This window comes from Streptomyces sp. NPDC001927 (assembly GCF_053594455.1).
Genome location: NZ_JBSFEN010000001.1, coordinates 270,265 through 283,774, shown reverse-complemented (window position 1 = coordinate 283,774; position 13,510 = coordinate 270,265). Strand labels below are relative to the sequence as shown.

General features: G+C 72.6%; 13 protein-coding genes. All 13 read left to right on the top strand.

Going from position 1 to position 13,510, the window contains the following annotated elements; translation table 11 throughout:
- The first annotated feature begins 33 nt into the window (after window positions 1–33).
- The 13 genes from ACWCO8_RS01300 to ACWCO8_RS01240 all read left to right on the top strand — a co-directional run bounded on the left by ACWCO8_RS01300 (window position 34) and on the right by ACWCO8_RS01240 (window position 13,491).
- Window positions 34–1,599, top strand: a complete 1,566-nt coding sequence (locus tag ACWCO8_RS01300) for an acyl-CoA carboxylase subunit beta (protein WP_451030353.1) — start codon at window positions 34–36, stop codon at window positions 1,597–1,599.
- Window positions 1,600–1,646: 47 nt separating this feature from the next.
- Window positions 1,647–1,877 carry an acyl-CoA carboxylase epsilon subunit gene (locus ACWCO8_RS01295; protein ID WP_451030352.1) on the top strand — a complete coding sequence of 77 codons (231 nt, stop codon included), beginning with the start codon at window positions 1,647–1,649 and terminating at the stop codon, window positions 1,875–1,877.
- 202 nt (window positions 1,878–2,079) lie between these two features.
- Entirely contained in the window at window positions 2,080–2,586 is a 507-nt protein-coding gene (locus ACWCO8_RS01290) for a nuclear transport factor 2 family protein (RefSeq protein ID WP_362017369.1), read from the top strand.
- Window positions 2,587–2,628: 42 nt separating this feature from the next.
- Complete coding sequence (locus ACWCO8_RS01285) at window positions 2,629–3,540, top strand: SCO6745 family protein (protein WP_451030351.1); 912 nt, start codon at window positions 2,629–2,631, stop codon at window positions 3,538–3,540.
- Window positions 3,537–4,532: a hypothetical protein gene (locus ACWCO8_RS01280; RefSeq protein ID WP_451030350.1), complete on the top strand. Its 996-nt coding sequence runs from the start codon at window positions 3,537–3,539 to the stop codon at window positions 4,530–4,532. Before ACWCO8_RS01285 ends, ACWCO8_RS01280 begins: the two co-directional genes overlap by 4 nt.
- 31 nt (window positions 4,533–4,563) lie before the next feature.
- Entirely contained in the window at window positions 4,564–6,096 is a 1,533-nt protein-coding gene (locus tag ACWCO8_RS01275) for an MFS transporter (protein WP_451030349.1), read from the top strand.
- 183 nt (window positions 6,097–6,279) lie between these two features.
- Window positions 6,280–7,431 (top strand): DegT/DnrJ/EryC1/StrS family aminotransferase, encoded by a 1,152-nt coding sequence (locus ACWCO8_RS01270; protein WP_451030348.1) that lies wholly within the window; start codon window positions 6,280–6,282, stop codon window positions 7,429–7,431.
- A gap of 3 nt (window positions 7,432–7,434) precedes the next feature.
- Window positions 7,435–8,040, top strand: a complete 606-nt coding sequence (locus ACWCO8_RS01265; RefSeq protein ID WP_362017359.1) for a dTDP-4-dehydrorhamnose 3,5-epimerase family protein — start codon at window positions 7,435–7,437, stop codon at window positions 8,038–8,040.
- A gap of 29 nt (window positions 8,041–8,069) precedes the next feature.
- Entirely contained in the window at window positions 8,070–9,350 is a 1,281-nt protein-coding gene (locus ACWCO8_RS01260; RefSeq protein WP_451030347.1) for a nucleotide disphospho-sugar-binding domain-containing protein, read from the top strand.
- A complete protein-coding gene (locus tag ACWCO8_RS01255; protein WP_451030346.1) occupies window positions 9,350–10,336 on the top strand; it encodes an NAD-dependent epimerase/dehydratase family protein in 987 nt (328 codons plus the stop codon). Before ACWCO8_RS01260 ends, ACWCO8_RS01255 begins: the two co-directional genes overlap by 1 nt.
- On the top strand, window positions 10,327–11,574 hold the full coding sequence (locus ACWCO8_RS01250; protein ID WP_451030345.1) for a nucleotide disphospho-sugar-binding domain-containing protein: 1,248 nt from the start codon (window positions 10,327–10,329) through the stop codon (window positions 11,572–11,574). The genes ACWCO8_RS01255 and ACWCO8_RS01250 overlap by 10 nt, the downstream gene beginning before the upstream one ends.
- Window positions 11,558–12,337, top strand: a complete 780-nt coding sequence (locus tag ACWCO8_RS01245; RefSeq protein ID WP_451030344.1) for an NAD-dependent epimerase/dehydratase family protein — start codon at window positions 11,558–11,560, stop codon at window positions 12,335–12,337. The genes ACWCO8_RS01250 and ACWCO8_RS01245 overlap by 17 nt, the downstream gene beginning before the upstream one ends.
- Entirely contained in the window at window positions 12,337–13,491 is a 1,155-nt protein-coding gene (locus tag ACWCO8_RS01240) for a nucleotide disphospho-sugar-binding domain-containing protein (protein ID WP_451030343.1), read from the top strand. Before ACWCO8_RS01245 ends, ACWCO8_RS01240 begins: the two co-directional genes overlap by 1 nt.
- Window positions 13,492–13,510: the final 19 nt, after the last annotated feature.

The window sequence follows — 13,510 nt, the reverse complement described above, 5'->3', positions numbered from 1 at the left end:
ACCACCACCGATCACAGAGAGGGTGGGCCCCGCATGCCCGCACCGGACGAGACGATCCTCGACCGCATATCGGAGCTGACCGAGATCAAGGCCGCGGCGCGGCTCGGCCCCGACCCGGCGGCCACCGAACGCCAGCACGCCAAAGGGAAGTTGACCGCGCACGAGCGGATCTCCCTGCTCCTCGACAAGGGCTCCTTCAACGAGGTGGAGCCGCTGCGCAGGCACCGCGCGACCGGCTTCGGCCTGGAGGACAAGAAGCCGTTCAGCGACGGCGTGGTCACCGGCTGGGGGAGCGTCCACGGCCGCACGGTCTTCGTCTACGCCCATGACTTCCGCATCTTCGGCGGGGCGCTCGGCGAGGCGCACGCCCAGAAGATCCACAAGATCCAGGACCTCGCCGAGGCGGCGGGCGCCCCGCTCGTCTCCCTGAACGACGGCGCCGGCGCCCGGATCCAGGAAGGCGTCACCGCGCTCGCCGGCTACGGCGGGATCTTCCAGCGCAACACCAGGTCCTCGGGCGTCATCCCGCAGATCTCGGTCATGCTCGGCCCGTGCGCCGGCGGCGCGGCCTACTCACCGGCGCTCACCGACTTCGTGTTCATGGTGCGCGAGACCTCGCAGATGTTCATCACGGGACCGGACGTCGTCAAGGCCGTCACCGGTGAGGAGATCACTCAGAACGGCCTCGGCGGCGCCGATGTGCACTCCGCGACGTCCGGCGTCGCGCACTTCGCCTACGACGACGAGGAGGCGTGCATCGAGGACGTGCGCTACCTGCTCTCCCTGCTGCCCGCCAACAACCGTGAGCTCGCGCCCGTGGAGCGCTCCGGCGACCCGGTCGACCGGCTCAACGACTCCCTGCTCGACCTCGTTCCTGCCGGTGCGGGGCAGGCGTACGACATCCGCAAGGTGATCGAGGAGCTCGTCGACGACGGGGAGTTCTTCGAGGTCCACCCGGCCTGGGCCACCAACATCGTGTGCGCCCTGAGCCGCCTGGACGGCCATGTCGTCGGCATCGTCGCCAATCAGCCGGCCTCGATGGCGGGAGTGCTCGACATCGAGGCCTCGGAGAAGGGGGCGCGCTTCGTCCAGTTCTGCGACGCCTTCAACATCCCGCTGGTCACTCTCGTCGACGTGCCGGGCTTCCTGCCGGGCGTCGACCAGGAGCACAACGGCATCATCCGGCGCGGCGCCAAGCTGCTGTACGCGTACTGCAACGCGACCGTGCCCCGGATCTCGCTCGTGCTGCGCAAGGCGTACGGCGGCGCGTACATCGTGATGGACTCCCGCTCCATCGGCGCCGACCTCGCCCTGGCCTGGCCCATCAACGAGATCGCGGTGATGGGTGCGGAGGGTGCGGCGAACGTGGTGTTCCGGCGCGAGATCAACGCGGCCGAGGACCCGGAGGCCGTCCGCCGGGAGCGCATCGCCGAGTACAAGGACGAGCTGATGCACCCGTACTACGCGGCTGAGCGCGGCCTGATCGACGACGTCATCGACCCGCGCGACACCCGCGCGGTCCTGATCCGCTCGCTCGACATGCTCCGCGCCAAACACGCCGACCTGCCCACCCGCAAGCACGGCAACCCGCCGCAGTGAACCGGCCCGCCACCACGGCGCCGGCCCGTCGGAATGGAGGAGCGGACATGCCCGAGAACCAGACCGTGCCAGAGACCAGGACCGGCCCCCTGCTGCGTGTGGTGAAGGGCAGCCCCAGTCCCGAGGAACTGGCCGTGCTGACCGCCCTGTTGCTCACCCGCATGGCCTCGCCGGGCGAGGACACGGGCCCGGCCGGACCCGAACCGACCACCGCGGGATGGAGCAGACCCGAGCGCCGGTCGGGGTTCCCCGACCCACGCACCTGGCACCGGCCGTAGGGCGTTCCGGCTGCCGCGGCGGCGCCTTTCGGTCTCGTATGTCAGAGCCGGGTGCACCCCATGTCAATTCGAGTACAAGCCCGTTGAACTGCGGACTTACGCCGAAGAAGCTGTGTCGCAGCATCCGGTGCCCTGTCTTCGGAGCATGCCGACAGGGCACCAGGCGTACGCGGAACCACCGGGCGGAGAGCAGGAACGAACCATGACGTCGACACCGGCCGACCCCATCGACCCCACGGCCCGGCAGCTGTCCCGGTGGGCCGATCGGGCGGCGATCTCGGAGCTCATCGACCGCTACACCGTGATCCTCGACGAGCAGGACAGGAACGGCTTCGACGAGACCTGGCCGCGCTCGTTCTTCACCGCGGACTGCCGGCTCGACTTTCCCATCGGCGGACACCAAGGCCTCGCCGGCCTCGCGGAGTTCCACCACCGGGCCAAGCAGAACTTCACGGCGACCCATCACCTCAGCTCGAACCACCTCATCGAGCTCGACGGCGACCGCGCCGCCGTCCGCTTCCAGATGATCGCCGTCCACATCCACCCGCGGGAGGTCCGCGAGCGGGCCCCCGTCGACCCGGGGGCGCTGTTCAAGATCGGCGGCTACTACGAGGGCGAGACCGTGCGCACCCCGGACGGATGGCGGTTCTCGCGCTGGACCTTCCACGTGGTGTGGACCGACGGGGTGTCGCCGGCCCAACTCTCCTGAGCCCCACCCCGACCCGTACGACCCCGAAGGAGCCGACCCACGATGCTGACCCCCGACCCGCCGTCCGCGCAGGCCGTGAGGCGCTGTCAGGAGGCGCTCAACAGCCTGCACTCCACTGTCTACTTCACCCCTGACCTCCCCAAGGCGCTCGCCCCGTACGGCATCACCGACGACATGGGCGCCTACCTGGTGGGCCGGGCCGCGGCCCTCGGCGCCGTCGGCCCAGGCCTGGTCACCGCGGTGTTCTACAGCTTCAAGCACGCCATGGTCGCCCAGCACCTCCCCGCGGCCTGGGAGCGGATCTCGCCCGCCCAGGCGTGGGAGGAACGCCTGGGCGCCGCCGACGCCACCCTGCGGCAGGCCCTGGGGGCCGGTGCCTTCGCCGCGGAGCCGGTGCGCGAGGCGGCCGGGCTCGCTCTGACAGCCGCGGCCGCGGGGCGCCACGAGGCACGGCCGATGTTCGCCGCCCTCGCCGACCGGCCCGTACCGCAGGAGCCGCACCTGGCGCTCTGGTACGCGGCCACCCTGCTGCGCGAACACCGGGGCGACAGCCACATCGCCGCCCTGGCCGACGCCGGACTCGACGGTCTCGAAGCCCTCGTCTCGCACTGCGCGAGCGCCGCCGGCATGCCCCGCGAGATGGTGATGACCAAGCGCGGCTGGACCCCGAAGGACTGGAGCGCGAGCGAGGACCGGCTGCGTGGCCGCGGGCTGATGACGGCGGACGGCACCCTCACCGACCGCGGCGAGGAGCTGCGTGCCGCGATCGAGGACGAGACCGACCGCCGGGACCGGGCCCCGTACGAGCACCTGGGCGCGCGGGGCGTGGCCCGGCTGACCGAGCTCTGCGAGGGCTTCACCCGCTCGGCCGCGGCGGCCGGGATCTTCCCCCAGCCCTTGGTGGGCTTCTTCGTGCCCGAGGGCCGGGAGAACGAGACGGGGGCGCCCGCGTGATCCGGAAGCGACAGCCGGCCGTGTGGTCGGCGCTCACCGCCACCGTGCTGCTCGTCTGCACGGTGCAGGCGCCCGCCGTCCACGCCGCCGACCGCGCACCGGTCACCTCGTCCCCGGCCGCGCCCGCGGCCCAGGACGGCCGCACGCTGCGGGTGACCACGGGCGCGGGCGGCGCACTCACCGCCCCGACCTGGGCGGCGGCGGGCCGGGTCACCTTCGACGTCGCCACCACCGACCCGGACGGGGGCTGGATCGGACTGGCCCGGCCGCGCCAGGACGCCGCATGGGAGACGGTCCGGTCGGCCCTGAGGCGTACGGTCAGCACTCACGGCCCGGACATCGTCGCGGGCTCCGCCGAGCTGCACGCCACCGCGGAGCTGCTCGGCGGCACGGTGGTGCATCCCGGCTTCGCCGCCTCCTTCACCGCTCAACTCGGGCCCGGCACCTACTGGTTCTTCGACTACGCCCGGCTCGACGACCCGACGGCGACGCCGCATGTCCTGCGCGTCGAGGGTCCCGCCGCGGGCGAGGAGCCGGAGCCCGCCGCGACGCTCACCGCCCGGCAGGTCGACGGCCGGCCCCGCTTCGTCCTGCGCGGCACGCCGACCGAAGGGCGGCCGCTGCGCTTCACCAACGCCATGTCGCCGGGACAGCCGGCGGAGGCCATCTTCTTCCGCCTCGACGACGGCGTCACCGACAGCGCCCTGAAGACCTGGTTCGACTCCTTCGGCGACCACGGACAGTTTCCCGACGGCCCGGCGCCCTTCGAGCTGAACCGGGGGACCGGGAGCCTGCCGGTGCACGCGGGTTCCTCCTCGGTGCTGCGGCTGCCCCTGCGCCAGGGACGGTACGTCGTCGTCGACTGGATGAAGAGCGCACGGGACGGTACGAGCCTCGTCGGACAAGGCCAGTACACCGTCGTCGAGGTCACCGCCCCGACGGCACGGGACCTCCCACCCGACCCGGCCGCCCTGCGCGGCCCGACGCCCTGACGCCCCACGCCCCGAAAGCGAGAACACGTTCATGAGCATCACGGCCCCGCCCCGCGCCGGCCGACGCGAATGGATCGGCCTGGTGGTCCTGGCACTGCCCACGGTGCTGCTGTCCATGGACCTCACCGTGCTGCACCTGGCCATCCCCACCATCAGCAGCGAGCTGCGGCCCAGCGCCCCCGAACTGCTGTGGATCACCGACATCTACGGGTTCACGCTCGCCGGATTCCTCATCACCATGGGAACGCTCGGCGACCGCGTGGGCCGTCGCCGGCTGCTCCTGATCGGTGCCGTCGCCTTCGCCGCGGCCTCGGTGCTCGCCGCCCTGTCCACCGGTCCCGGCATGCTGGTCGCGACCCGTGCGCTGCTCGGCGTCGCCGCCTCCACGCTGATGCCGTCGACGCTGTCGCTGATCCGCAACATGTTCCTCGACGACCGTCAGCGCTCGGTGGCGATCGGCGTGTGGATCACCAGCTTCATGGTCGGAGCCATGCTCGGCCCGCCCGTCGGCGGCGTGCTGCTCGAATGGTTCTGGTGGGGTTCGGTGTTCCTGCTCGCCCTGCCCGTGATGGCGCTCCTGATGGTCGTCGGCCCGATCGTCCTGCCCGAGTACCGCAACGAGAACGCCGGAAAACTCGACCTGGCCAGCGCGCTGTTGTCACTGCTCGCCGTCCTCGGCGTGGTCTACGCCGTCAAGACCGTCGCCTCGCACGGCTTCACCGCCGCGGCCTCCGCCGCCCTGGTGGCCGGGATCGTGCTCAGCGTGACCTTCGTACGACGCCAGAAGCGCCTGGCCGAACCGCTCCTGGACATCGGCCTGTTCCGCAACCGCACCTTCGCCACCGCGCTGACGGCCATGACCGTCTGCTCCCTGGTCATGATGGGCAGCAACTTCCTCGTCGCCCAGTACCTCCAGCTCGTGCTCGGCCTGTCGCCCCTGAAGGCCGGCCTGTGGATGATCCCCAGCACCCTCGCGTCGATCGCCGCCGTCATGCTCGTCCAACGGCTCGTGCGGACGTTCCGGCCGGCCGTCCTGATGAGCGTCTCCTTCGTCGTCGCGGCGATCGGCTTCGTCGTCATCACCCAGGTCGAGGGGCCCGACTCCCTCGGCACGGTGCTGACGGGCACCTGCGTCTTCGCCTTCGGGCTGGCCGCCCCCGGCGTGCTGAGCGCGGACATCCTCGTCGGCTCGGGTCCGCCCGAGCGGGCCGGAGAGGTGTCCGCGATCCAGGAGACCAGCACGGAACTCGGCGGCGCCTTCGGCCTGGCGATCCTCGGCAGCGTCTTCAACGCCGCGTACCGTCTCGGGGTCGCCGACACCGTGCCCGCCGGCACCCCGGACGCCGCCGCGTCGGCAGCGCGCGACACCCTGGGAGGCGCGGTGGACGCCGCGCACCGGGAACCGGACCAGGCGTGGAGTGCGGACCTCCTGGACGTCACCCGTTCCGCCTTCGTCGACGCCTTCCACACCACCGCCCTGGTGTCCATCGGAGTGGTCCTGCTCACCGCCGCCCTGGTCGCCTCGGTACTGCGCCGGGCCGATGGTCAGAAGACGCCCCACTGAACGTCAATTCCCGGTGAACCGCATTGATTCACCGCGACCGTGCGAAGAGTATTTCTTCTAGCGTCCGGTGTTGTGTGTTCACCGACACCCGTTCCCGTCGTGCAGATTCCTGCACCCGCGCCCGCTTCCCGTCGTGCGAGGCGATGCCCGCAACGATGACCAGGCTCGATGTCCGGAGGACTCGTGATCAACGTATTCCAGCCCAGCCTCGGCGATGAGGAACTCGCCGCGATATCCCAGGTGTTCGCCGACAACTGGCTGGGCCACGGGCCGCGCACCAAGAAATTCGAGGAGGAGTTCGCCGGCCATCTCGGTGTGGCTCCCGAGCAGACGCTGTTCATCAATTCGGCGACCGCCGGACTCTTTCTCTCCGTCGAGCTCCTGGAACTGACCGCGGGCGACGACGTGGTGATGCCCTCGATGAGCTTCGTGGCCGCCGCCAACGCCGTCGCCGCCAGCGGCGCCCGGCCGGTGTTCTGCGACGTCGACGAGCGCACCCTGAACCCGACGGCGGCCCACATCGAACGCGCCCTCACCCCGCGCACCAAGGCCGTGCTGATCCTGCACTACGGCGGCTACCCCGGCGACATCGCGGCCATCGCCGACCTCTGCCGCGAACGCGGCATCACCCTCATCGAGGACGCCGCCTGCGCCGTCGCCTCCCGGGCCGGCGGCCAGGCCTGCGGGACCTTCGGCGACATCGCCATGTGGAGCTTCGACTCGATGAAGGTGCTCGTCACCGGCGACGGCGGCATGCTGTACGTCAAGGACCCCGAACTCGCCCGCAAGGCACGGCAGTTGGCGTACCACGGACTCGAGCAGTCCAGCGGGTTCAGCGCCGCGAAGGTCTCCCACCGCTGGTGGGAGCTGAACGTGCGGAACTACGGTCGCCGCGTGATCGGCAACGACGTCACCGCCGCCATCGGCTCCGTACAGCTGGGCCGGCTCGCCGGCTTCGTCGCCCGACGCCGCGCCATCGCGGAGAGCTACGACCGGCTCCTCGCCGACGCCGAAGGCGTCGTGACGCCCCCGCCGCTGCCCGAGGGCCACGAGTCGACGTACTACTTCTACTGGGTGCAGCTGGACCCCGCGATCCGCGACCAGGTCGCCGCGGACCTCCTCGACCAGGGCGTGTACACGACCCTGCGCTACCCCCCGCTGCACAAGGTGCCCGCCTACCGCGCGGGCGGCGAGGACCTGCCCGGCACCGACCTCTGCTCCGAGAGCACCCTGCTCCTGCCGCTGCACCAGGGCATGGACGACACGGACGTCGACACGGTGGCGGCGGCACTGCGCACCTCCGTCCGGCGGCGCTCCGCCGATGCCGGACGCTGAGCCGTGCGGATCACCGAGACCAAGGTGCCGGGAGCCTACCGAGTCGCCCCGGACCTGATCACCGACCCGCGCGGCAACTTCTACGAGGGCCTGCGCACCGACCTTCTGGAGCAGGCCACCGGCCGCCCCTTCGCCCCGCGGCAGATCAACTACTCCGTCTCACGACGCAACACCCTGCGCGGCATCCACAGCGTCACCGTCCCGCCGGGCCAGGCCAAGTTCGTCACCTGCGTCCGCGGCGCCCTGCGCGACATCATCGTCGACCTGCGCATCGGATCCCCGACCTTCGGGGTGTACGACACGAACGTCCTGGACGCCGATTCAGGGCTCTCCGTGCTCGTCCCCGAAGGCGTCGGGCACGGCTTCCTCACCCTCACCGACGACGCCTGCATCTGTTACGTCCTGTCCAGCGCGCACGTCCCGGGCACCCAGGTCGACATCAACCCCTTCGACCCCGACCTGGCGCTGCCCTGGGACGCGGACGGGCCGCCGCTGCTGTCGGAGAAGGACGCGGGAGCCCCGACCGTGGCCCAGGCCGCGGCGTCCGGGCTGCTCGTCACCTGGGACGAAGCCCTCGCCGCGGCCGCCGCCGCGGTGCCGTCGCCGTGACCACCGGCACAGCCGAAGGAGGAACACCGATGCGCGTTCTGTTCGCCATAGTTCCGGCGGCGGCGCATGTCTATCCCGTCGTACCCCTGGCGTGGGCCCTGCGCGCCGCCGGCCACGAGGTCGTCGTGGCCAGCCACCCCGACGTCGCCGACACCGTCACCGCGGCCGGACTGACCGCGGTGTCGCTGGGGGAGAGGAACTTCCTCACCACCGAGGTCCCGGCGGACCGGGCGGCGGTCCTCGACCTCATCACCGACGAGCTGGAGCTCGGTCCCGACGAGGCCAACTTCCGCACCGCGATACGTCACTTCATGCTGGAGACCTTCGGCCTGTACCACCCCGGCCGGGCACCGGAGGCCGGATCCTTCACCGACGAACTCGTCGGCTTCGCGACCGCCTGGCGACCGGACCTCGTCGTCTGGGACCCGCTGTGCTTCCCCGCCGCGGTGGCGGCCCGCGCCTGCGGAGCGGCCCACGCCAGGATCCTGCACGCCTTCGACCACTTCGGATGGGCACGGCAGCGCTTCACCGAGCGGATGACCACGGACCGGATGGCCGCCATGGCGCGGCCCACCCTCGACCGGTACGGCATCCCCTTCGGCGAGGACCTGCTCGTCGGCCAGTGGACCCTCGACCTCAAGCCCCCGCGCACCCGCCTCCCGGTACGCGTCGACTCCCGTCCGCTGCGCCGGGTCCCGTACAACGACGACGGCCCCCTGCCCGGCTGGCTGCACGAACTCCGCCCCGAGCGCCCCCGGGTGTGCCTCACCCTCGGCGTGAGCCGGCGCGACTTCTTCGCCGGCGGCGACGAACACCCCGTGGCGGAGTTCTTCGACATGACCGCCGACCTCGACATCGAACTGGTCGCCACCCTGGACGCCGGCCAGCTGGCCTCCGTCGGCACGGTGCCCGACAACGTCCGCGTCCTCGACTACGTACCGCTGACCTCGCTCCTGCCGACCTGCTCCGCCGTCGTCCACCACGGCGGCGCGGGCACGCTCGCGGCGGCCACCGCCCACCGGGTCCCGCAGCTGATCATCCCCGCGGTCGGCGGTGCGGACCGCGCGGAGACCGGGCAGTACGTCGCCGAGACGGGAGCCGGACTCGTCCTCACCGACCCGGAGATCACCCCCGAGGTGCTCCGCGACAGCCTGCTGCGCCTGCTGACCGAACCCGGCTTCCGCGAAGGCGCCGACCGCCTCCACCAGGAGTGGCTCGACACGCCCAGCCCCGCCGCGACCGTGCCGATCCTGGAGCGGCTCACCGCCCGGCACCGACCCGGGCTCCCGACACACGGACCGGCCCGCTGATGAACGTCGTCGTGCTGGGCGGCACGGGCTTCCTCGGCCTGCACGTCTGCCGGACCCTGGCCGACGCCGGCGCGCGGGTGCTCCAGGTCTCCCGAACCGCGAGCAGCGGCCCCGTACCGGCACCGGCCGGGCGCATCACCCCGGTCGACCACGACCTGGCCGGCGGCGGCAGAACCGAACTGGCCCGGCTGCTCGACGACGCCGACGTCGTCGTCAACACCTACGGCAAGGCCTGGAGCGGGACACCGGCCCAGATGAGCGAGGCCAACTCCCGCTGGGTCGGCGACCTCGTGGACGTGATGACCGCGCTGCCGCGCCGCCCCCGGCTCATCCAGATCGGCACCGTCCACGAGTACGGGGCGATCCCGGCGGGCACGGCCGCGACCGAGGACCGTACCGCCATGCCCGTCACCGCGTACGGCAGGACGAAACTGCTCGGCACCCACCGGGTCCTGCGCGGCGCCGCCGACGGCCTGGACGCCACGGTGCTGCGCATCACCAACGCCTGCGGCCCCGGCGCACCACGCGCCAGCCTGCTGGGCTCGGTGGCCCACCACCTCGTCGACGCCGCCGAGCGGTACGCGGGCGGCGAACCACCCGAGGCGCTGCGGTTCGCCTCGCTGCGCGCCGGGCGGGACTTCATCGACGTACGGGACGCCGCCGAGGCCGCGCTGGCGGCGGCGCGCGCCCCGCACGGCGTCGCCACCGGCCGGGTCGTCAACATCGGCGGCGGCCGCGCCGCTCCGGTGCGCGAAGCCGTCGCCCGGATGGTCGCCCTCAGCGGTGTCCCCGTCCCCGTGACGGAGGACGAGCCCGACGCGGCGCCCGGCCCCTCCCGGGCCGAGTGGCAGCAGGTGGACATCTCGCTCGCCGCGCGGCTGCTCGGCTGGCGGCCCCGCCGTGACCTCGACACCTCGCTCCACGACCAGTTGACCGACCTGCGGCGCGACGCCGCGCAGAGAGAAGGGCCGGACCGATGCGGGTGATGCTCACCGTCTCCAACTGGACCACGCACTGGCTGGCCATGGTGGCGCAGTGCTGGGCGCTCCAGGCGGCCGGCCACGAGGTCCGCGTCGTGTGCACGCCGGACCAGGAGCGGGCCGTGACACGCGCCGGGCTCACACCGGTCCCGGTGCTCGAAGCGGTCGACCAGGCCGTCAAGGCCCGTACGCACAACCACTCCCAGGCCCGCGCGGGCCGCTGGCCCTTCCCGGAGCCCCCGCCGCACCCCGTGACCGGCGCGCCGATGGCGTCCCTGGACGACTTCGACGCGGCGGCCTGGATGGAGGAGAACTGGGAGCTGCTGCTCGGCATGGCCACGCGCAGCGCCGACGCCGCGGTCTCCTTCGCCCGCTGGTGGCGACCGCACCTGATCCTGCACGACCTGGTCAGCATCGAAGGACCGCTCGTCGGCCGCGCGCTGGGCATCCCCACCGCGCTCCACCTGTGGGGTCCCACGGGCCCCGACGACCAGGTCCCGGGAGCGCCGGACGGCGTGGGCTTCGTCCCCCTGGACGTCTACGGCCTCTTCGAACGCCACGGCGCCGGCACGATGGGCGCCGACGTCTACGACCTCGTGATCGACCCCTCGCCGCGCAGCCTCGCCCCGCCGCTGCGGCGGGCCGCCCGGCTGCCGGTGCGGCACGTGCCGTACAACGGGCCCGGCGCCATGCCGCCCTGGCTGCGGGACAGGCCCGACCGGCCCCGGGTGGGCGTGGTCTGGGGCACCTCGGTCACCAGGATGTTCGGGCCCGCCTCGTTCGCGGTGCCCCGGGTGGTCGAGGCGCTCGCCGACCTCGACGCCGACGTGGTCCTCGCGGTCACCGCCGAGGACCTCGACACCCTCGGCCCGCTGCCGCCCCACATGCGGGCGGTCGCGCACCTGCCGCTGCGGCTGCTGCTGGCCGACTGCGACCTGGTGGTCCACCACGGTGGCGCCGGCAGCGTCATGACGGCCCTCGCCGCGGGCGTGGTCCAACTGGCCCTGCCCAACGCCCTGGACCAGGAGCTCATCGGCGAACGCCTGGCGCTCGCCGGCGGAGCCCGCGCGCTGCACAACGCGACCGCGACACCGGCGGCGATCCGCGGTGCCGCCACCGAGCTGCTGAAGAACACCTCCGCACGGGCGGTGGCCGCGAGGCTGCGCGCCGAGATGGAGGAAGCCCCGACCCCCGCCGCACTGGTGGCCGTTCTGGAGGAACACGCGCATGCACATCGTGGGTAACGGATTCCTCGCCCGGAACCTGCGGGCGCTCTCCGCCCGGCACCCGGACACCGTGGTCCTCGCGGCCGGGGTCTCCTGGGCGGGAGGCACCGCGCGGGCCGACTTCGACCGCGAGGAGCGGCTGCTGAGCGACGTGGCGGCCGACTGCCGCGCGACGGGGCGCCGGCTGCTCTTCTTCTCCACCGCCTCGACCGGCGTCTACGGCAAGGTCCGCGGCCCCGGCCGCGAGGACGGCCCCGTGACCCCCTGCACGCCGTACGGAGCGCACAAACTCGCCCTGGAGGAGCGGCTGCGCGACTCCGGCGCCGACCACCTGATCCTCCGCCTCGGACATCTCGTCGGAGCCGACCAGCCCCCGCACCAGCTGCTGCCGCTGCTGGTCCAGCAGATGCGGACCGGCAGCGTACGGGTGCACCGCGGCGCCGTCCGCGACCTCATCCACGTCGACGACGTCGTCGAGATCATCGACCGGCTGCTCGGCCAGGGTCTGCGCGGCGAGACCGTCAACGTGGCCTCGGGAGAGGCCGTGCCGGTGGAACGCATCGTCGACCACCTCGAAGCGCGGCTCGGCCTGTCCGTCGAGCGGGAGTACCAGGACGTCGACGCGCACCACATCATCTCCACCGAGAAGCTCCGGGCCCTCGTCCCCGAGGTGGCCGGGATGGGCTTCGGCCCCACGTACTACCGGCGGGTCCTGGACAGCTTCGTCGACCACCAGCTCGCCGCCGCCCGGACCGCGGCCCCGTCGTCCGAGGAGACCTGATGCGTGCCCTGATCGTCACCACGCCCGTACCGACCCACTTCATGCCGCTGGTCCCACTGGGCTGGGCGCTGCGCGCCGCAGGCCACGACGTCCTCGTGGCCGGCCAGCCGGACATCATGACCGCCGTCCGCTCCGCGGGCCTGGGCGGCGTGAGCGTGGGGGACTGGTTCCGGGTGAGCGAGCGGATGCGCGGCGCGCTCAAGGACGGGGAGCGCGCCATCGACGCGTTCGGCCGCCCGGAACCCGTGACCCGGTTCCCGGACGTCTGGGCGGACCACAGCGACAGCGTGCTGCCCCACTACCTGGAACTCGCCCGCGCCTTCCGCCCGGACGTCGTCGTCTCCGACACGATCGAGTGCAACGCGCTGATCCTCGGCGGGGTGCTGGGCGTTCCGGTGGTGCAGTACCGGTGGGGTGTCGACCCCCTGTCGGGCCCGCTGCGCGCCGCGGCCCGCCCCGCGCTCCAGGACCGCTGCGAGCGACTCGGCCTCGACGGCCTCCCGGCCCCGACCGTGCTGCTCGACCCGTGCCCGCCAGGACTGCAACTCCCCGGCGCCGAACCGGGAACGCCCATCCGCTACGTGCCGTACAACGGCGGGGGAACGCTCCCGCCCGGCCTCGACCGGGCGCCGCGGGACGGCCTGCGGCGCGTCGTGGTGTCCCTCGGCGTACGGACCCTGGAACTCAACGGAGTCCCGCACGTACGGCGCATCCTGCACGCCTTCGACGGGCTCGCGGACACCGAGGCGCTGGTGACCGTCGAGGAACGCTACCGGGACGAGATCGGGCCGGTGCCCTCGCAGGTCCGCATGATCGAGCCGACCCCGCTGAACCTGCTGCTGCGCCACTGCGCCGCGGTGGTCCACCACGGCGGCTCCGGCACCGCGATGACCGCCACGTCCTTCGGCCTGCCGCAGCTGGTCCTGCCGCAGCTGGCCGACCAGTTCGCCCACGGCGACCAGCTGGCCGCGGCCGGCGCTGCCATCAGCCTCGACACGGCCGTCGACCAGGACGACCCGGAGCTCCTTGCCACCGCGCTGAAGACCCTGCTGACCGACGACACCCCGCGCGACAGCGCCCGGGAACTCGCTCGGCTCATGGCGCGGATGCCCTCGCCCACCGACGTGGCGGCAGACCTGGCCCGGCTGGTCTGACCCCGCCCCGCACCCCATG